A 23233-nucleotide genomic window follows, 5' to 3' on the forward strand; every position below is an offset into this window, starting at 1 on the left:
TTATGCGTTATCTAAGTATTCTTCTTTTGCTCCTCATGGGCTTTTTCTCAGCCGAAGCCCAGGTAAACGCCAATGGCCAGATCAACATTAAAAAAGGCGATGTGCTGAAATATGCCGCCAAAGGGCCGGACGGCAGTATCATAGATTTCCTGATCACTGTGTTGTACAAGGATAAGACTGGCGTCGGTTTCCAGTATAAGGTCATCAATGGAAAGAAGACCATTCAGGGGAAATGCCTGGTAACACCGGAAGGTACAAAAGACGGAAGCAGCCTTAACTGGGACAACCTGAATCCCGGTGAGGAAAGGCATGTGAAGAAAGACCAGACATTGTTCTTCTATTCCCAGAAGTTCTATAAAGAGCTGGTGAAAAATAAGAAGGCGGTATATGGCGGCACCACCTATGTACTGAAACCTGCACCGGCGGCTTCGCAGATCAAGGTCAACAACAAAAAGGTGAAATCCCTTTATGTAACCAGCCAGGATGGTAAGGAAGCCTTCTGGATACTGGATAACCCCGATTTTCCATTGTTACTTAATTCAGCCGGAAACCAGCAGGGCCCCGATATGCTGCTGGTGAACGTAGGCAAATAAAAAAGGAAACTCCATTTGTGTTCATGATACAGGAGCGTTGTAATTCTCTGGTTGATATACTTCAGCAGGCTGCGGAGGGTACCAGCGGTATCACCTTTATTCTGGCTTCAGATAAGGAACGGTGCCTGTGCTACGATGAGCTGCGGAAGAACGCATTGCATGTGCTGCATAACCTTACACTGCAGGGACTACAGCCCGGCGATGAACTGGTGATGCAGATAGAGGACAATGCGCTTTTCCTGACGGTTTTCTGGGCCTGCCTGTACGGGAAGATCATTCCTGTTCCCATTGCTATGGGGAGCCAGGAAGGGCATAAGGATAAGCTGTTCAACGTATGGAGCACACTACATCATCCTTTCCTGCTCAGCGAGGATAACTGGGCCGCGCCTGCCCGCAGCTATGCGGAGGAAAAGGATTGTTTGCCTGCCTGGGAAGAGATGCGTACACGGCATATACCTGTTGCCTCACTGACAGCCGAAGCAGGCAGTGGTACATACCTGTCATCGGCGCCGGAAGATATCGCATACATACAGTTCTCTTCCGGTTCAACTTCTCATCCAAAGGGCGTGACGCTGACGCATGGCAATCTGCTGGCCAATATCAGCGACATCCGGGAACGATCAGCCACCACCGCCGCTGACAAGGCACTGAGCTGGTTACCGCTGACGCATGACATGGGATTGATATGCTTTCACCTGTCCTGTGTAATTGCCGGTATAGATCAATACCTGATCGCAACGCCGCTTTTTATCAGGCGACCACTGTTATGGATGGAGAAGGCGCATCAGCACAGGATCACGCAATTGTATTCGCCGAATTTCGGCTATCAGTATATCCTTGCTGCATTGTCCGGTATTGACAGGCCAGCCTGGAACCTGGAAGCAGTGAGGATTATCTATAACGGCGCAGAGCCTATCAATAAATCGCTTTGTGAAGACTTCATGCGGGTAATGAGCAGCTTCGGACTGAGGGAACATACGATGTTCCCCGGCTATGGACTGGCGGAGGCCTGTGTGGCGGTAACGCTGCCTACACCGGGAGAACCCCTGCAGTTTGTATCGCTGGACAGGAATTACCTCCAAACAGGCGATCGTGTTCGGTACGTACCAGACAGGCTGCATTTTGCCTGTGTGGGCTACCCGATGGCCTCGACCAGCATTGCTATTACAAACGATCAGGGCGAATGGCTGGAAGACGATCATATTGGTAATATATGGATCAGTGGTCACAATGTAACAAGCGGTTATTATAACAATCCGGAAGCAAGCAGCCGGGCCATCGAAAATGGCTGGCTGAAAACAGGCGATCTTGGCTTTATCAGTGAAGGGAGATTATACATCACAGGGAGGGCCAAGAATATTATTATCATTAACGGGCAAAACTATTATCCCCAGGATATAGAGCACCATGCACAAATACCTGGCATTAAGCCGGGCGATATCGTTGCCTGCCAGGCATTGCCTGCCGGCAGTGATAAACATGAGCTGGTGTTGTTTGTGCATTTCCGCAGATCAGTACAGGAGTTCCATCCCCTGGTGATACAGCTGAGGGCACAGTTACTTGCTAAACTGGGTATCGTGCCTGACAGGATCGTCATGGTGAAAAGCGTACCCCGTACTACCAGTGGCAAAGTGCAACATTACCTGCTGGTACAGCAGTTTGAGCGTGGCGATTATGACAGTCAGCTGGAGGCGCTGGCCATGCTTGATAGAGCATACTACCAGGTGGATGAAGACACGGTGAAAGCGCTCGTGCAGGAAGTATTCAGTGTTTCAGGCGATCCTGACGAAGACTTTTTCCGGAATGGATTGAACAGCCTGGAAGCGGTGAGGCTGGTTTCCCGCCTGAGGGCCGCCGGGTTTGAGCTGACGGTAAGAGAAGTGTTTGAGCATCACACCATACGTTCCCTGCAGCGGTACCTGTTGGAAAAAGAACATAGCGGAGCAAATACAATTCCGGTAGCGGCAGCAAATGCATTATATGAACTATCTGTCGGGCAAAGGCGCTTCTGGCATTTCTGCCAGCTGGAAGGAGCGAGTGTGGCGGCGAATATTGCCAGTGGCGCCTATATACAGGGGCAACTTTCAGCGGAAGCTTTTATAGCTGCGTTTGCCCGTATTGTATCCCGGCATGAATCATTGCGTACGGTGTTTGTGGTACAGGACGGGGAAGTATACCAGCGGGTACTGACAGCTGAGGAAATCGGCTTCAGGGTTGAAGTGATGGATCCGGGTAATGAAGCAGATCCATTATCGTATGCAAGAGCCGCTGCATTGGAACAGGCTGCGACAGCATTTGATCTTTATCAGGGTCCTTTATTGCGGGTAACACTTTTTAAGTTATCTGCCACTGAATATTATTTCGCATTCGTGATCCACCACCTGGTGAGCGATGGCTGGTCGATAGATGTGATCAGTCGCGAACTGGAACAGTTGTATACAGGCGGAGGAACAGATGTATTACCGGCACTGCGTATCCAGTACAAAGATTATCTAAGCTGGTCGCGTGAGCGGATATTGCAGGCAGATTATTGGTCATCCTTGCTAAGCGGTGTACTTCCTGGCGTTGATCTGAGTATATGGGGAGGGCATCGTAACAATGCACGCAAGGGCCATATCGTATATTATCATTTAGATGCAGCTATTGTAGCTGGCTTATCCGGCATCAGCCATGAGGTGACGTTGTTCACCACCCTGTTATCAGCGTTCAGCATATTGCTGCACCGGTATACAGGTCAATCGGAGTTGATGTTAAGCACCGATAGTGCAGGCAGAACACATCCGGAGCTGGAAGAACAGGTAGGTTATTATTTACAATTGTTGCCCCTGCGTTTTAAGATAGAGGGAGGTACTCGTTTCCGCGACTATCAACGCAGTGTACATGAACAACTGTTGGATGCATATGCATACCAGGAGAGCAGTGAACAGGTATTGTCCGGTTTGTATGAACCGGGCATTTACGATATTCTATTTCTTTATCAGCACTTCAATGGCTTCTCGCGTTTGGGCGAGGGGCTGAAGGTTACAACAGAAGACCTGGACAATGGCAGCAGTCTGAATGCGATGCAACTGGAATGCTGGCCATCAGCGGAAGGTATTACCCTGAAGCTGCGTTATGATATTTCTTTATTCGGCGAATGGCAGATGAGCCGTTTACTGGAGCATTATAGTTACCTGTGTACTGCTATCGCAGCATCTCCCGATGCAACATTGGACAGTTATGATATCGTATCTGCCGGGGAACGTGAACGTTTATTGTCGTTCAACCCACCATCGGAGGCAGTAACAGGGGCAACAATTACAAAGTTGATCAGCAGGAACCAGGGTGCAGCAGTAGCTATCAGGGATGGGGATACAACATTGAGCTATGCAGCATTGGAGTCAGCCTCCAACCGGCTGGCACATTACCTGCGTTCCACCTGTGGTGTAGGCGCTGGTAGTATAGTAGGTGTACTGGCAGGTCGTTCAGCATCCACTGCCATTGCCTTGCTGGGTATATTGAAATCAGGCGCCGCTTATTTGCCGATAGATACTGATTACCCTGTTGAGCGCATACGTTATATGCTGGAAGACAGTGGCGCTGTGTTATTGCTAAGTGATAGCGCGATGCCAGCATTGAATTGCCGGCAGGAATTACTCTCAGTGGATTTGTCTTCGTATGCTGACAGTTATCCTGACTGGGAGATCAGCGGTAGTGATACTGCATATGTGATCTATACTTCCGGTTCTACCGGTCAGCCGAAGGGTGTACAGATCAGTCATACATCCCTGACAGATTATGCAGAGACCTTCAGTACATATTTTGGTGTGAGTAGTACAGATGTGGTGTTACACCAATCCTCCCTATCGTTTGATACGGCTGTAGAGGAACTATATCCTGTGCTAATAGCAGGAGGTGAGTTAGTGATAGCACCGGAGGGAGGCAAGGCAGTATCCGCTTTGTGTGAGCTGATGTGCCGTTATAAAGTGACGCTATTGAGTACTACACCGCTTGTGATCGGCGAGATCAATCAAGGAGCTTATGATACATCCAGCCTGAGAGTGCTGATCAGCGGTGGAGATGAATTAAGGCCTGGTCAGATAGACAGGTTACCGTCATCCTTAAGTATTTACAATACGTATGGCCCATCAGAGAGCACAGTATGTGCCACCTATCATAAAATAAGCGATCGTTCAAAAGCAGGTTTGCTGGGTCGTCCGATCCGTAATCGTGCTGTGTACATCATGGATGCGCAGGGACGTTTGCAGCCAGCAGGTGTCAGAGGAGAGATTGTGCTGGGTGGAACAGGTATCAGCAAAGGTTACCTGCACCGGGAGGCATTGACGCAGGAACGGTTTATACCTAATCAATATGGCGCTGGTATGTTGTATCGTACCGGCGACCAGGGCTGGTGGACGGCAGAAGGTGAACTGGTGTTTGGCGGGCGTGTTGATACACAGTTGAAGCTACGTGGCTACCGGATCGAACCGGGAGAAATAGCACATGTATTGCAGGGATATGCAGGCATAGAAAGCAGCGTAGTGGTACCTGTGGAGATAGGGGGCGTATTACAATTGGTGGGCTACTACAGCGGTGAGACAGTCAAGCAGGAAGCGTTAAGATCTTATTTATTATCGCTGTTACCCTGGTACATGGTGCCTGCTCACTTAGTGTGCCTGGATCAGTTACCGCGTACCGTGAATGGCAAGATAGATCGTGAAAGATTGCCGATGCCAGTATTGTCAGAAACTGCATTGCCTGAAGGAGCACATGAAGTATTACTGGCAACAATATGGAGTGAGGAGCTGGGTGTATCGCCTATCCATCGTGGAGATAGTTTCTTTGCCCTGGGCGGGCATTCACTGTCGGCGGTAAGGGTTTTATCACGTGTGTATGAGCAGACAGGCATCCGGCTGGAATTGCGTGACCTGTTCCTTCATCCTGCTTTGCAAGCCCAGGCATTATTGCTGAAACAGCGGGAACAAAGCGGCTATCAACCAATACCGGTAGTGGCAGCCGGGCCTCAGTATGCATTATCGCCAGGGCAACGGAGAATATGGCTATCAGAAGCAACAGCCAATGTTAAGACTGCTTTTAATATAGCAAAGTTCTGCAGCTTGTCGTATGAGCAGGATTTTGATGAACAGGCATTCATAAACGCATTTTCGGCTATCGTATCCCGTCATGAATCCTTGCGTACGGTGTTTGTGGTACAGGACGGAGAAGTATACCAGCGGGTACTGACAGCTGAGGAAATCGGCTTCAATGTCGCTGTGGTGGATCTGAGTAATGAAGCAGACCCATTATCGGTCGCAAGAGCCGCTGCATTGGAACATGCTTCGACTGCATTCGATCTTTATCAGGGGCCTTTATTGCGGGTAACACTTTTTAAGTTATCTGCCACTGAATATTATTTCGCATTCGTGATCCACCACCTGGTGAGCGATGGCTGGTCGATAGACGTTATTAGCCGTGAACTGGAACAGTTGTATACAGGCGGAGGAAGAGATACATTGCCAGCGCTGCGTATCCAGTACAAAGATTATCTGAGCTGGTCACCTGAGCGGGTATTACACGCAAACCACTGGTCATCCTTACTCAGTGGTGTACTTCCCGTTACAGATCTGAGTGTATGGGGCGGGCATCGTAATAATGCACGTAAGGGCCATATCGTATATCACCATTTACATGCCGATATAGTCGCTGGTTTATCCGGCATCAGCCGTGAGGTGACATTGTTCACCACTTTATTGTCAGCATTCAGCATATTGCTGCACCGGTATACAGGTCAATCGGAGTTGCTGTTAAGCACAGATAGTGCAGGCAGAACACATCCGGAGCTGGAAGAACAGGTAGGTTATTATTTACAATTGTTGCCCCTGCGTTTTAAGATAGACGGAGATACTCATTTCCGCGACTATCAACGCAGTGTACATGAACAACTACTGGATGCATATGCATATCAGGAGAGCAGTGAACAGGTATTGTCCGGTTTGCATGAACCCGGCATCTACGATATTTTATTCCTCTACCAGGATTTTAGCAGAAAGAATAACCAGGGGCTGAAAGTTACAACAGAAGACCTGGACAATGGCAGCAGTCTGAATGCGATGCAACTGGAATGCTGGCCATCAGCGGAAGGTATTACCCTGAAGCTGCGTTATGATATTTCTTTATTCGGCGAATGGCAGATGAGCCGTTTACTGGAGCATTATAGTTACCTGTGTACTGCTATCGCAGCATCTCCCGATGCAACATTGGACAGTTATGATATCGTATCTGCCGGGGAACGTGAACGTTTATTGTCGTTCAACCCACCATCGGAGGCAGTAACAGGGGCAACAATTACAAAGTTGATCAGCAGGAACCAGGGTGCAGCAGTAGCTATCAGGGATGGGGATACAACATTGAGCTATGCAGCATTGGAGTCAGCCTCCAACCGGCTGGCACATTACCTGCGTTCCACCTGTGGTGTAGGCGCTGGTAGTATAGTAGGTGTACTGGCAGGTCGTTCAGCATCCACTGCCATTGCCTTGCTGGGTATATTGAAATCAGGCGCCGCTTATTTGCCGATAGATACTGATTACCCTGTTGAGCGCATACGTTATATGCTGGAAGACAGTGGCGCTGTGTTATTGCTAAGTGATAGCGCGATGCCAGCATTGAATTGCCGGCAGGAATTACTCTCAGCAGATTTATCAGCGTATGCTGACAGTTATCCTGACTGGGAGATCAGCGGTAGTGATACTGCATATGTGATCTATACTTCCGGTTCTACCGGTCAGCCGAAGGGTGTACAGATCAGTCATGCATCGCTGACAGATTATGCAGAGACCTTCAGTACATATTTTGGTGTGAGTAGTACAGATGTAGTATTACACCAATCCTCCCTATCGTTTGATACGGCTGTAGAGGAGCTATATCCTGTGCTGGTTGCAGGAGGTGAGTTAGTGATAGCTCCCGAGGGCGGTAAGGCAGTATCCGCTTTGTGTGAGCTGATGTGCCGTTATAAAGTAACGGTATTAAGTACTACACCGCTTGTGATCGGCGAGATCAATCAAGGAGCTTATGATACATCCAGCCTGAGAGTGCTGATCAGCGGAGGAGATGAATTGAGGCCTGGTCAGATAGACAGATTACCGTCATCCTTAAGTATTTACAATACGTATGGCCCATCAGAGAGCACGGTATGTGCCACTTATCATAAAATAAACGATCGTTCAAGGGCAGGTTTGCTGGGTCGTCCGATCCGTAACCGTGCTGTGTACATCATGGATGCGCAGGGACGTTTGCAGCCAGCAGGTGTCAGGGGAGAGATTGTGCTGGGTGGAACAGGTATCAGCAAAGGTTACCTGCACCGGGAGGCATTGACGCAGGAACGGTTTATACCTAATCAATATGGCGCTGGTATGTTGTATCGTACCGGCGACCAGGGCTGGTGGACGGCAGAAGGTGAACTGGTGTTTGGCGGGCGTGTTGATACACAGTTGAAGCTACGTGGCTACCGGATCGAACCGGGAGAAATAGCACATGTATTGCAGGGATATGCAGGCATAGAAAGCAGCGTAGTGGTACCTGTGGAGATAGGGGGCGTATTACAATTGGTGGGCTACTACAGCGGTGAGACAGTCAAGCAGGAAGCGTTAAGATCTTATTTATTATCGCTGTTACCCTGGTACATGGTGCCTGCTCACTTAGTGTGCCTGGATCAGTTACCGCGTACCGTGAATGGCAAGATAGATCGTGAAAGATTGCCGATGCCAGTATTGTCAGAAACTGCATTGCCTGAAGGAGCACATGAAGTATTACTGGCAACAATATGGAGTGAGGAGCTGGGTGTATCGCCTATCCATCGTGGGGATAATTTCTTTGCCCTGGGCGGGCATTCACTGTCGGCGGTAAGGGTCTTATCGCGTGTGTATGAACAGACAGGCATCCGGCTGGAATTGCGTGACCTGTTCCTTCATCCTGCTTTACAAGCCCAGGCCTTGCTGCTGCAACAGCGGGAGCAAAGCGGCTATCAACCGATACCGGTAGTTGCGCAAAAGGAATATTATACCTTGTCGCATGCACAGCAGCGCTTATGGGTATTGGATCAGTTTAAGGAAGTAGCGGTTGCTTATAATATCCATCTGTGTTACAGGCTGAAAGGCTTTATTGATGTGCCTTTGCTGGAGGCGGCATTCAGGTATGTGATCGGGCGTCATGAAAGTTTGCGGACTAGGTTCGTTAACCAGCATGGCATTCCTTATCAGCAGCTGGTGGATATACCATTTGAACTGGCATATGCTGATCTGTCAGCGCTTGCTGACAAAGAGCGGCTGGTGTTAAAGGCCGCAGAAGAAGCAGTGATCACCCCTTTTGACCTGGAAGAAGGACCGCTGTTGCGCGCCTGTATCTGGCAACTGGAAGCAGAAGCGTATGTATTTGTATTGGTGCTGCACCACATTATTGCCGATGAATGGTCTATGGGCATATTGATGGAAGAGCTGCTGACGGTGTATAATGCGTACCGCGAAGGAGATCAGCCGGCCTTAAGCGATCTTACTATACAGTATAAGGATTACAGTGCCTGGCAAGAGGCTGTATTGCAGGGGGAAAGAGCTGCCGCAGCCCGGGAGTACTGGACGCAGCTGCTGCACGAGCCGCTGCCACTATTGTCTATGCCGACTGACAGGCAACGGGAACCTGTTATGACACATCAGGGTGAGCGCATTGATATGATGATCCCTGTTCCTGTATTTAAAACCTTACAGCATTTACTGAGAGAAGAGAACAGCAGCCTGTTCATGGGATTGTTGTCGCTGGTATACGTGCTGTTATACCGTTATTCAGGACAAACAGATATTATAGTTGGAACACCGGTAGCCGGAAGGGATCATCCTGCTTTAAAAGACCAGATCGGCTTTTACGTCAACCTGCTGGCGCTGCGCATGCAGGTGGATATGGGGCTTGGTTTTACAGGCCTGCTACGTAAAGTGAAAGCATTATTGCTGGATGCATATACTCACCAGGAATACCCTTTTGACGGCTTACTGAAGGACCTGTCATTAAAGAGGGACCTGAGTCATTCTCCGCTATTCGATGTAATGATGGTGTTACACGACGGCCGGAAATCAGTAGGGCTGAAAGACATCAGTGCAACAGAAATAAAACTGGCAACTGGTTTCAGCAAGTTTGACCTGACCTTTTCATTTGCCGAAACAGACGAAGCCCTAAGTCTTACATTGGAATATAATACCGCCTTGTTTGACAAGGAAAGGATCCAACAGCTGGGGAATCATTTCATACAACTGGCAGCAGCATTCACAACCGATCCGGATTGCCGGCTGATGGACGCAGAGATGCTGTCGCAGGAAGAGCAGTATGAACTACTGGAAACCTTCAGCGGACCAGCAGCCATACGGTCTGAAGAGACGCTGGTAAGCCGCTTTGAAGCGCAGGTACGGCGTACGCCGCAGCAAATAGCTTACCGGGACGATACTACACAACTCACCTATAAGGCATTGTCCTATCGTTCAGCACAGCTGGCGCGATACCTGGTTAGTGCTGTTGAAGTAAGACCAAAGGAACGGGTAGCACTCATCATGAACAGGAGCGAATGGTTAATTACCGGTATGTTGGGCGTGTTGAAAGCAGGCGCTACCTACCTGCCGGTAGACGCTACTATGCCTGTGGAAAGGATCCGGTATATGCTGGCAGATGCAGGCGTTAAAGTCGCGTTATCTGCCGTGCCTTTCAGTTGCGAAGGGGTAACTGTATTGCCCGCTGATATTTACTGGGAAGAGCTGAAGCAGGATTGGGATATCATTATACCTGAAGCAGCAGATCCTGCATATGTCATTTATACCTCCGGCTCTTCCGGCAGGCCTAAAGGCGTAATGGTGTCCCACGCCAGCATCGTACAGTTATGCGACTGGCATCAAACGGCTTTCCAGGTACATACAGGCAGCAGGGCTACTTTATTTGCCGGTGTCAGTTTCGATGCCTCCGGCTGGGAAATATGGCCTTATTTATTAAATGGCGCCACCTTATACAGGATACCTGACACTGCGAGAGGGGATATGGAGCTGCTGGCTGGTTTCCTCACAACGAATGATATTTCTCACTGTTTCCTGCCAACAGCCGTTTGCAGAACATTGCTGAACAGCGGAGTGGCATTGCATACTGAATTGACACTGCTGACAGGAGGTGAAGCGCTGGGACATGTGCCTGTACCTGTATGTAAATTGTACAATAACTATGGTCCTACAGAATCGACAGTGGTCACCACCTCTTTTCCCGTAAGGGCAGCTACAAAAGGCGCTGTGCCTATCGGGAAGCCGATCGCAGGAAGGAGGGTGTATATACTGGATGAGCACATGCATTTGCAACCTGTAGGTGTGAATGGCAGATTATACATAGCAGGCGAGGGGCTTGCGCTCGCTTACCTGGGGCAGCCGGCGCTCACCGCAGCGCGTTTCATCAGCAATCCTTTTCATGGAGGCCTGATGTACGACAGCGGAGATACCGGAAGGTGGCTGCCTGACGGCAATATTGTCTTCACCGGTCGTGCCGATGAACAGGTGAAGATCAGGGGCAATCGTGTAGAGCCGGCAGAAACTGCGCATTTACTCATGCAGTATGAGCAGATAGAAGAGGCAGTTGTATGTGCATTCGGCAATACTGATGATGTTTTTCTCGCTGCATATTATGTAGGCCCGGAGGATATCAGCCCGCAGGTACTGAGAACATATTTGCAGTATCATCTGCCGGAATACATGATACCTGCTTATTTTACCAGGGTTGCTTTCATACCGTTGACGGTGAACGGAAAAACAGACAGGGATGCATTACCTGCGCCTGTTCCCCTGACTACAGACTTTACGGCGCCGAGGAATGAAACAGAGGAAAGACTGGCTACTATATGGCAGGATGTTTTGGGGCTTGCAAGGGTGGGCATAGACGATAATTTCTTCCTGCTGGGAGGGCATTCACTGAAAGCCATACAGGTATTGTCGAGAATACATAAAGAGTTTTCAATAAAACTGGAATTAAGCAGTTTGTTTCAGCACCCCAGGCTATCAGATTTTCATGATGAATTAGCCGTGTTGATATGGGCTAAGCGCACCCAAACCAATGTAACCACTATTACGAATCCCACAAAAATTGACGAGATAGTATTATGAGCATAAGCTTATTGTTAGCCAGGTTGAAGCAATTGCAGGTGAGCCTTCAGTTGAAAGATGGTCAGCTGAGCATTAGTGCTCCTGAGGGCGTACTTACGCCCGAACTTATCCAGGAGCTGAAGAAAGAGAAACCTGCCATCACTTCCTTCTTACGCAACCTGCAGGGAGGGAACTACCGGAAAATAAAACCGGTGCCGCTACAGGAGCATTACCAGGTATCGCATGCACAACGCAGGTTGTGGCTGATGGATCAGTTTGGAGATACCACGGCGGTATATAACATTCCCATGATCTGCAATATCCGCGGTAACCTCGACATCGCGGCGATGGAAAAGGCATTTCAGACAGTGGTACAACGCCACGAGAGTTTAAGGACCGTATTTCTTTTGTCAGATGGTGAGCCCCGTCAGAAAATATTGCCTGCTTCAGCGGCGGATTGTCAGCTGCTATACGAGGACCTTCAGGCATTGCCTGATCCCTCAAAGGCTGCCTGGGAAAAGATACAGCATGTTATATCCACGCCTTTCAATCTGCAGGAGGGTCCCTTGCTGAGAGTATGCCTGTTGAGGGTAGCTCCGCAGGTATCCCTGTTCGCCTTCTGCATCCATCATATCGTAGCTGATGAATGGTCTATGCAGCTGCTGGTAAAGGAGATATTGGCCTTATACGATGCCTGTTCCCAGGGCATCCATGTAGATACTGCCCCGCTGGAGATCCAGTATAAAGACTATGCCGCCTGGCAATTGGAATCATTAAACGAGAGTGGCGGACAGGAACAGCGGAACTACTGGCTGGAACATCTGAAAGGGCCCTTACCGGTACTCGAACTACCGGCAGATCAACCACGGCCGCCGGTACAGACCTATAATGGCGAGCGTGTTGTGACCATCATTCCTGCGGAAAAACAGCTACTGTTTGCCACACTCGTCCAGCAACGTACCGCCTCTGTTTTCATGGGATTGGTGGCTATCGTAAAAACCTTACTATATCGCTATACAGGCCAGGAAGATCTAATAGTGGGAACGCCTGTGGCAGGAAGGGAGCATCCTGACCTGGAAGATCAGATCGGCTTTTATGTGAACACATTGGTATTGCGTACGCAGCTGGACGGAAAGAAAGGCTTCAATGCACTGCTGGACAGCGTGAAGGACATGGCCTTGAAAGCCTATGCCAATCAGCATTATCCTTTTAACCTGCTGGTAGAGGAACTGGGAATGAAAAGAGATATCAGCCGCTCTCCCATATTTGATGTTATGGTGGTATTGCAGGACGCCAATGAGAGTATTCCCCTGAAACTGCCTGGTGTAGAGGTGCAGGAACTGGATATTCCGCTGTCCGGAAGCAAGTTTGACCTGACATTTTATTTCAAGCAGAAACCTGAAGGCTTACAGGTAGAACTGGAATACAACAAAGATATTTTCAGTCGCACGAGGATAGAACGCATGGCTGCGCACCTGGAAGGCTTGCTGGAAAGTGCAGCGCAATCGCCGGATATGCCGATTGCTGAACTGAGGTATATCCAGCCGGCTGAAGCGCAACTGATACTGGAACATTTCAATGATACTGCCGTCGAATTCCCGGCATTTACTCCCGTACCGGCACTGATCGCAAGGCAGGCGGCTTTACATCCTGAGAGGACGGCCCTTATTGCCGGAGGAAGCCACCTGAGTTATGGTGAACTGGAAAGAAAGGCAACGCTGCTGGCTGCTTACCTGCAGCAACAAAGGAAGCCGGGCGATCAGGCCCCTGTGGGCATCCTGCTGGAACGTAGTGTGTGGTTGCCACTTGCTATACTGGGCGTGCTGCAATCGGGCGTTGCTTATCTGCCGTTAGACTATAATGCGCCGGCAGAACGCATCGGCCAGATACTCCATGCCAGTGGGGCCAGTGTCGTATTAACAAGTGAAGCATTGCTGGAGCGCTTATCTGGCTATGAAGGGCAGACGGTCATTGTCAGCGGGGCGTCCATATACGATCATACAACAATACCGCAGCTGCCTGCCATAAGCCCGGATGCGGCGGCATATGTCATATATACATCAGGATCTACAGGACAGCCGAAAGGAGTGGTGATCGGTCATGCAGCATTGTACAACCTGATGCAGGCAATGAGCCGGGAAACAGGCATCAGTGCGGAGGATAAATGGCTGGCCGTTACAACGGCATCATTTGATATGTCTGTTGTTGAACTGTTGCTGCCATTGGTGAACGGCAGCCAGTTAGTAGTAGCCACCGGCGAGGAAGTGTATTCAACCGATGCATTACAGGCATTGTTGGATGATGGTATTACGATGATGCAGGCAACACCGGGTATGTGGCATTTACTGACAGAGAGCGGCTGGAAAGGTGATCCTGCGCTGAAGATCATTACCGGGGGAGAAGCGCTTGGCATCTCACTGGCACAACGTTTACTGGATCGTTGCCATACGCTGTGGAATATGTATGGACCGACAGAAACAACTGTTTATGCTACCTGGCATAAAGTACGGCAGGCGGCAGACGCTATATTGATCGGCCGCGGTATTTCCAATATGAAAGCCTATGTACTGGATGCCAGCAGGCAATTGCTGCCGACTGGTGTGCCCGGAAGATTGTTTGTCAGCGGAGCCGGTTTGTCGGACGGCTACCTGGGGCAGGCAGAACTGACTGCCGGCAGGTTTATACCTAATCCCTTCCTGGAAGGGCAACTGATGTACGATACAGGTGACATCTGCAGCTGGACGGAAGAAGGATATCTCAGGTATTACGGCCGTGGCGATCATCAGCTGAAGATACGGGGATACAGGATAGAGCCGGGAGAGATAGAACATATACTGCTGCAATATGCAGGGGTTAACCATGCCATAGTGTGTGCCTTTGAACGGGAGAATGAGAAATATCTTGCCGCTTATTATACCAGCGGGGACAATGTACCAGAAGAGACCATACAACAACACCTGCGACGGTTTCTGCCAGACTATATGGTGCCGGCCTATGTACTCCGCCTGGAGGAATTCCCGCTCACGCCGAACGGGAAAGTAGATCGTAGCCTCTTGCCCGAACCGGAGCGTAAACAGTCGCAATACGTGGCCCCCAGGAATAAAACAGAGCAATTGCTGGCAACCATATGGGAAGAAGTGCTGGGCGTAGAACGTGTAGGTATTACAGACAACTTCTTTGCATTGGGGGGGCATTCCCTGAAAGCCATACTGGTATTGTCCAGGATCCAGAAAGAACTGTCCCTGAAACTCGAATTGAGGGACCTGTTTATGTTACCCACCCTGGCAGATCTCTATGCAGAAATAGAGATCATGGAATGGGCCAGGGATAGTCAATATGAAAAATTGAGCACTAATAAAACCGATGAGATCATTTTATGAGCATCCAGCGTTTACTTTCCCGGTTAAAGGAACTATCCGTTCAACTCAGGCTAAAAGATGATAAGCTCAGTATTACGGCGCCAGATGGCGTACTGACTGCAGACCTGGTAGCAGAGATCAGGTCGAATAAGGAGTTGATCACCCGGTTTCTGAAAAATATTGAACATGCTGCTTTCCGTAAGATACCACAGGTAGCGGAAAGCCCCTATTATGAATTGTCGCCTGCGCAGAAGAGAATGTGGCTGCTGGAACAGAAAAGACAGGGACAGCTGACCTACAACATGTTTAACGTGTATACCCTGGAAGGCCGTTTAAACAAAGCGGCCTTGTCCAGGGCTTTTGAAGCATTGGTGGAGCGCCATGAGAGCCTGCGCACGGTGTTTGTAATAGTAGATGGGCTGCCAAAATTACGCATCATCCCTTTCAGTGATTGTGGTTTCGAAGTAGCCTGGTCGCAGCCGCAGGATGCGGAAGCTTACCTGCAGGCCATTGCTGCTACCCCTTTTGACCTGCTGACAGGGCCGCTCTTTAAAGTAAATGTATTGGAAACAGGTGAAGAGCAATACATGTTGTTATTATCCATGCATCATATCATCTCTGATGAATGGTCCATGCAGGTGATGCTGCAGGAATTGCTGCTGTTGTACAATGCTTTTGATACGGATACACAAGCAGCGCTACCAGCCCTGCCTATCCAGTTTAAAGATTATGCCGCCTGGCAGTTGCAGCATTTGCAGGGTGAAAAGGCGGATGTACACCGCGATTACTGGCTGGCGCATCTCGGCGGTAAACTGCCGGTATTGCAATTGCCGCTGGATAAACCACGGGCAGATGTGCAGACCTACCAGGGCGCTCAGTATAACTTTACGTTCAGCGAAAATGCCGGACCGCAATTACAACAGTATGTGCAGTCGAAAGGCGCAACGCTTTTCATGGGACTACTGGCATTGGTAAAAGTATTGCTGTATCGTTATACAGCAGAAGAAGATATTATCATTGGCACTTCCGTAGCGGGGCGTGAGCATCCGGACCTGGAAGGCGTGATCGGGAACTTTCTGAATGCGCTGGCATTGAGAACGATCGTGGATGGTACCGCAGGATTTGATCAGTTGCTGGAAAAAGTAAAGGAGACGGCATTGAATGGATTTAGTCACGAGGCCTATCCCTTTGATCAGCTGGTGGAGGATCTTGGCATTGCGCCGGAACCTAACAGGCATCCCTTGTTTGATGTGGTAGTGATCATGCAGAGCGAGCAGCAACTTCAGCGTGCTTTCCCTGTCATGAATGGCATTACGATAGATGTAAGGCCGGTAGACCTGAACATCAGTAAAGGTGATCTGCGTTTTCAGTTTGCCTATGAAAATGGTATACTGGAAGGCGGTATTGAATACAATACGGATCTGTTCAATGTTTCGAAGATAGCCGTAATAGCGGCAGACCTGGATCGTTTGCTGTCAGCTGTCCTTGCGGACCCACTATTACCCTTACAGCAACATGTATATCACGACAAGACTATACCACAGGGAGCAGTAGATTTTGACAAGGTAATTGCTGCTCCGGTATTTCCGGCGCTACATACTGTGTTGAGTGAAACGGCGCAGCGGTTTCCCGGCAATATTGCCGTCTCCTCCGGGAAAGAACAACTGACCTACAAAGCATTGGACGAGCGGAGCCGGCGACTGGCGCAGTTGCTGACGCTCCTGGGCGTTAGTCCTGCCACTCCTGTAGGTGTATTCCTGCCTTCCGGCACGAGGCAGGTCCTTTCCCTGCTTGCCTGTTTGCACAGCGGTGGTATATATATGCCGCTGGACCTGCAGCAGCCCTTAAGCAGGAACCTGCATATCCTGAAAGAGCAATCGCCACATGTCCTCATTACCGGAATGGAAGACCTGGAGCAGGTGAAGGCCATCAGTGAGCAACTGGACAATAAGGTACCTTACCTGCTGGGCATACCCGGTTTAACAGCCTCGCTGCTGGAAGGCCTGGAACTGGATGATATTTCCCTGACAGATAACGCCACAGAACAACTGCAACTGTATGCTTATAGCGGTAGTGGCTATGCATTGAATGGAATCGCATTGCCCCTGTTAAGTGCGAACATTCTTCCTCCATATACAGGCACTTATATCTTCTTTACATCCGGGTCAACAGGCGTACCGAAGGGAATTAAAGGCGATTTGCAAAGCCTTGCGCACTATATACACTGGCACCGGGAAACCTACCAGGTGGGTAGTGGAGTTAACATCAGCCAACTGGCGCCTGCTACATTTGATGCTTCACTGAAGGATATACTGGTAGCCTTGACCAGCGGCGCCACGCTTTGTATTCCTGTGCCGGAACAGCGTTTCCAGATGGCTTTACTGGTGAAGTGGCTGGCTGCAGCTCATATCACCATCCTGCAGACGGTGCCCTCCCTGTTCAGACTGATCACCAAAGAACTGGCATCGGCCGGCAGCCGTTTGCAGTCGCTGCGCCTGGTGGTGCTGGCAGGAGAAAGATTGTATGGCCGCGACGTGCAGGAATGGCGCGCTATCAATGGTAATGACGCATTAATGGTGAATATGTATGGCCTTACAGAAACAACGATATTAAAAAGCTATTACCCGCTGACGCAATGGGAAGGGGCCGCAGGCGATATCATACCTGTAGGTCAGCCTATCGCTAATACTAGTATAGCGGTTATGAGAAATAATGTATTATGTGTAGCGGGAGAGATAGGGGATGTGTATATCAAAAGTCCTTATGTAAGTCATGGCTATACCGATCCTGCGCTTACAGAACGTTTATTTGTAAAAAATCCGCTGGTGAATGACCGTGTGGAGTATGTCTGTCGCACAGGTGATATTGGCCGTTACCGGGAGGATGGAATGCTGGAATTGCTGGGCCGCAACGATGACCAGGTAAAGCTGCATGGTGTACGGGTAGAACTGGGTGCGGTAAGCAGCAGCATATTGGAACTTGAAGGTATTACACAAACGGAACTGATCGTACAACAGACAGAAGAGGGCGGGCAGGTGCTGGTTTGTTACTATACGGGGCGGCAGTGGAAGAGTGAAGCCTTGCGACAGGCGCTGGCGCAGGTACTGCCAGCCAGCCATCTGCCGGCATATTACCTGTGGCTGGAAGCATTCCCGCTGAATATTAACGGTAAGGTAGATCGTAAGAAATTGCCGCAGCCGGAAGCATTATTATCGGGCGATAAATACAAGGCGCCTTTGCCAGGAATAGAGCAGGATATTAGTCTGCTTTGGAAACGCCTGCTTGGTATAGAACGTATTGGCCGCGAGGAATCATTTTTTGTAGCAGGAGGTTCTTCGCTGAAAGCGATACAGCTCATTTCCCTGATCTTTAAAGAGAAGGAAGTCCATCTCAGTATCAAGGAGATCTTTGATCATCCTACCATTGCCGCACAGGCTCTCCTGGTGAGCAAAGCGCAGAAAGCGTTGTACCAGACTATCACGCCTGTGCCGGCACAGGAATATTATGATCTGTCGCATGCGCAAAAGCGGATATGGATAGCCGCACAACAGGAAAATGTTTCATTGTCGTTCAACGGACTGGAAATATACCGCCTGCAGGGCGTACTCGATAAAGCGGCTTTAACAGCCGCCTTCAAAGCCCTGCTGCAAAGGCATGAGAGCCTGCGTACTACTTTCGTGCTCGTAGACGGATCGCCTAAGCAGCGTATACACACAGTAGCAGAAAGCGGTTTTGAGGTGCAATATGCGGAGCTGGATGCTGTGCCGGATGAAATGATCAGCGAAATAGCCAGAACGCCTTATAACCTGGAAAAGGGGCCACTCCTGAGAGTTCAGCTGGTGAAGACAGGTGAGCAATCCCACACACTGCTGTTCGGTATTCACCATATCGTTTCTGATGAATGGTCTATGCAGCTGATGTTGCGGGAACTGCTGGTGCATTATAATGCCGGTATCAATCAACAAGACATTTCACTGTCACCTTTAAAAATACAGTACCGCGATTATGCTGCCTGGCATAGCAGGCAGCTTTCCGGTACTGCTGTTCAGGCGCTGCAGCAATACTGGTTACGGACGCTGGAAGGTCCTTTGCCACGATTGATATTACCACTGGATCGTCCCCGGCCGGCAAGCCGGACCTACGATGGCGCCCAGTATAATTTTAGTATGGACCCTGTCAATGCCCGCGCCTTTATTGCTTACCTGGAGAGAGAGGGCGTCACGCCGTTTATGGGATTGCTGGCATTGGTCAAGGCTTTATTATTCAGGTATACGGCGGAAGAAGATATTATTATCGGTACGCCGGTAGCGGGGCGTGATCATCCGGACCTGGAAGACCAGATAGGTTATTATCTCAACACCCTGGCTTTACGTACGCAGCTGTCCGGTGGTATTGACTTCCGGGAACTGTTACAGCGTGTGAAGAAGACCGCACTGTCTGCCTTTGATCATCAGCTGTATCCTTTTGATGCCCTGGTGGAAGACCTGGGTGCAGGATCGGATCAAAGCAGGAATCCCCTGTTCGATGTAGTGGTCGTATTGCAGAATATCAGGGTACACGAAGGGGCCGAAGCAGCGCTGCAGGGGCTGAGTGTGGAAAGGGAACGGGTAGATGTCAGGACCAGCAAAGGAGATCTGCGTTTTCAGTTTGCCCTTGACAACGGCTTACTGGAAGGCAGCATTGAATATAATACAGCATTGTTCGATGAAAAACGGGTGGCCGATATGGCCGGGGATCTGGATCGTTTGCTGGCTTCAATCATGACAAGCCCCGCTTTGCCATTGAAGCAACATATATATCATAACCACCTGCTACCGGCTGCTGCGGCAGATTTTGATAAAGTAATAGCAGTACAGGAACTGCCGGCCATACACACTGTGTTCACTGCCATTGCAGCACAATATCCGGCGAAACATGCTGTAACAACACCCGGAGAGCAGATCACCTATGCTGCCCTGGAAGCAGATAGTAATCGTCTGGCACAGGCACTGCATGCAGTAGGTATAAAACCTGGAGATACCGTGGGCGTATTGTTGCCCGGCGGTATTCGGCTGGTCACTGCACTATTAAGTTGTCTGAAAGCAGGCGTGGTGTATATGCCGCTGGACATCGGTCAGCCGGAGGGAAGACTGAAAAGCATCCTGGAAGCACAGCGCCCGGGTATCCTGATCGCCGGATCGGAGCATATGGAGCAATTGTCTCACATGGGTATCGCGGTACCTTACCTGCTGGGCCTTCCTTCTTCCATGGGTGCGCTTGTGAAAGCATTGGATCTGGATGATGTTTCCGCTATTGCCGTTGCTTCACAGGAACTGCAGTTGATGATATTTGAGGGAGAGAATTACCGGGAAGCGGATATTCCTGTAATGCATGATGAACTGGTACCGGTTAAGGGTAATACTGCCGCCTATATTTTCTATACATCAGGATCAACAGGCGCTCCCAAAGGCATTATTGGTAAAAGCCAGAGTCTTGCGCATTATATACATTGGCACAGGGCGCACTACGGAGTTAATGCAGCGGATCGTATCAGTCAGCTGGCGCCTGTTACATTCGACGCCTCACTGAAAGATATACTGGTTGCATTAACAGCGGGCGCTACGCTCTGTATGCCGGCGCCGGAAGATCGCTACAGGCCGCATCAGTTAGGACGCTGGTTGTCAGACGCAGGTATTACTGTTTTACAAACAGTACCTTCTTTATTCAGGCTTATTACAAAGGGGCTTTTGCAGGAACAGCACAATATCCCTTCCCTGCGGCAGATCGTACTGGCAGGAGAAAAACTGTATGGACGCGATATCAATCAGTGGAGAAGAATTAATGTCACTGCCCGTATCGCGAACATGTACGGGCTGACGGAAACGACTGTCCTGAAATGTTACTATGAGGTTCCGGAGGGCGAACAGGAGGCCGGTGCGGTGATCCCTGCCGGTACGCCGGTCAGCCATACCAGTGTGGCCGTGATCAGTAACGATGTTTTGTGTGTGGAAGGCGAGATCGGAGAAGTATATATCAAGAGCCCATACATGACGCAGGGCTATACGGATGCTTCCCTGAACGCACAACTCTTTGTACAGAATCCTTTGGTCAGGGACCGGGAGGAGCTGGTGTGCCGCACGGGCGACCTGGGACGTTTCCGGAAGGACGGCACGCTCGAATTGCTGGGGCGCCGTGACGAACAGATCAAACTGCACGGCGTACGCATAGAGCTAGCTGGCATCCGCAGCAGCCTGCTTGGATTGAATGGTATTACGCAGGTAGAGCTGATACTGCATGAACAGGAGGATGAACAGACACTGTTATGTTATTACAGCGGCCAGCATTGGGATAGCGAAGCGCTGCGCCGGGAACTGGCCAATGAATTGCCCGCCAGTCATCTGCCCGGGCACTACATATGGATGGAAAGTTTTCCGCTCAACCTTAATGGGAAAGTAGACCGTAAGAAATTACCCCGTCCTGAAGATGTCATAGACGGGGAGCAGTACGAAGCGCCGCAACAAGGTACGGAACAAGTGCTGCTGGGTATATGGCAGCGCCTGTTGGGCATATCCCGTATCGGCAGGAACACTTCCTTCTTTGTGGCGGGAGGCTCTTCCCTGAAAGCAATACAGCTTATTTCACGTATCTATAAGGAACTGGATGTACAGCTGACGATCGGGGATGCGTTCAATCACCCGACCATCGCCGCCCAGGCAGCATTGCTTGACAATGCCCGGAAAGCAGTGTACCAGGAGATCAGGAAAACGCAGGAAAGCGCCTTTTATCCTCTTTCTCATGCCCAGCGAAGGCTATGGGTGGTTTGCCAGCGTTTGGGCGAAATACAGCCTTTTAATGGCCTTGAAGTGTATTACCTGGAAGGCGACCTGCAGCCGGAAATATTATCAAAGGCCTTCGGGCTTCTGCTGGAAAGACATGAAAGCCTGAGGACCGTGTTTGTACTGGTCGATGGCGAACCACAGCAAAGTGTTTGCGCGCCTGATAGTACGGGCTTCAATATGATATACGAAGACCTGTCTGCAGACCCTGCACAGCAGGAAAAGACCGCACAGCGCAAACTGGCCATAGCCGCTACACCCTATGAGCTGGATAAGGGACCATTGTTAAGGATAACATTGTTAAAGACAGCGGCAACATCCTACACCCTGCTCTTTGGCATTCATCATATCATCTCTGATGAATGGTCTATGCAGATCATGCTGAAGGAACTGCAGTTGTTGTACAACGCTGCACTGAAAGGCACCACGGCAGCGCTGACGCCTCTGCGGATTCAATACAGGGATTACGCAAGCTGGCAACTGGAATCGTCAAACGGTGGCCTGTTCAAAGAACACAGGGAATACTGGTTGTCGCAGCTGGGAGGGGAGTTGCCCCGGTTATCGCTGAACTCCGGTCGCCCGCGGCCGGCCGTTCAGACCTATCATGGACAACATTTTCATTTCAAACTGGAAGCATCTCCCGCAGATAGATTCCGACAGTTACTGAGCAGCAGCAATTGTACTTTGTTCATGGGGCTGGTGGCGCTGGTGAAGACATTGCTATACCGTTATACCGGGCAGGAAGATATCATTATTGGTACGCCGGTAGCAGGCAGGGAACACCCGGACCTGGAGAACCAGGTTGGATACTATCTCAACACGATTGCACTGCGCACAAAGTTGACAGGAGAAGAGACCTTCAGCACTTACCTGGAGCAGGTGAAGAAGGTGGCCCTGGAAGGATATGCACACCAGGAGTATCCTTTTGATCACCTGGTGGAAGAACTGGGTGCGGGCACGGATATCTCCCGTAACCCGGTTTTTGATGTGACCGTGATCCTGCAGAATATACAACTGAACAAAGATCAGGATAGCGGTATGGAAGGCGTGACGGTACAGGCGGAATTGCCCGAACTGCATATCAGCAAGGGAGATCTCCGCTTCCAGTTTATAGAGAGTGAAGGCAGCATAGCTGGTAATATTGAGTACAATACCGATCTGTTTGATGCCCCGCGAATAGAACAGATGTTTGCAGACCTGAAAGCATTGCTGACAAGCGTGGTGGCCGACCCTGGCATATTACTCCGCAGGATCAGTTACAGAGAAGACACCCAGGCTGCCCGCCTTGAAAAGCAGCAAATTCATTTCATGTCTGATATTGATGAATCTTATTAAGCACC

General features: G+C 49.9%; 4 protein-coding genes. All 4 read left to right on the plus strand.

Annotated features, from left to right (window positions below; translation table 11 throughout):
• Positions 1-2 precede the first annotated feature (2 nt).
• The 4 genes from MYF79_RS10410 to MYF79_RS10425 are packed head-to-tail and all read left to right on the plus strand — an operon-like array spanning position 3 to position 23228.
• A complete protein-coding gene (locus MYF79_RS10410; protein ID WP_247813810.1) occupies positions 3-593 on the plus strand; it encodes a hypothetical protein in 591 nt (196 codons plus the stop codon).
• A gap of 23 nt (positions 594-616) precedes the next feature.
• Complete coding sequence (locus tag MYF79_RS10415) at positions 617-11740, plus strand: non-ribosomal peptide synthetase (protein WP_247813811.1); 11124 nt, start codon at positions 617-619, stop codon at positions 11738-11740.
• Positions 11737-15099, plus strand: a complete 3363-nt coding sequence (locus tag MYF79_RS10420) for an amino acid adenylation domain-containing protein (RefSeq protein WP_247813812.1) — start codon at positions 11737-11739, stop codon at positions 15097-15099. The genes MYF79_RS10415 and MYF79_RS10420 overlap by 4 nt, the downstream gene beginning before the upstream one ends.
• Complete coding sequence (locus MYF79_RS10425; RefSeq protein ID WP_247813813.1) at positions 15096-23228, plus strand: non-ribosomal peptide synthetase; 8133 nt, start codon at positions 15096-15098, stop codon at positions 23226-23228. Before MYF79_RS10420 ends, MYF79_RS10425 begins: the two co-directional genes overlap by 4 nt.
• Positions 23229-23233: the final 5 nt, after the last annotated feature.

Source organism: Chitinophaga filiformis (assembly GCF_023100805.1).
Classification (GTDB): domain Bacteria; phylum Bacteroidota; class Bacteroidia; order Chitinophagales; family Chitinophagaceae; genus Chitinophaga; species Chitinophaga filiformis_B.

Coding starts and splice junctions, on each gene's coding strand:
- MYF79_RS10420 (WP_247813812.1), top strand. CDS start 11,737: ATGAGCATAAGCTTATTGTTAGCCAGGTTGAAGCAATTGCAGGTGAGC.
- MYF79_RS10425 (WP_247813813.1), top strand. CDS start 15,096: ATGAGCATCCAGCGTTTACTTTCCCGGTTAAAGGAACTATCCGTTCAA.
- MYF79_RS10415 (WP_247813811.1), top strand. CDS start 617: ATGATACAGGAGCGTTGTAATTCTCTGGTTGATATACTTCAGCAGGCT.
- MYF79_RS10410 (WP_247813810.1), top strand. CDS start 3: ATGCGTTATCTAAGTATTCTTCTTTTGCTCCTCATGGGCTTTTTCTCA.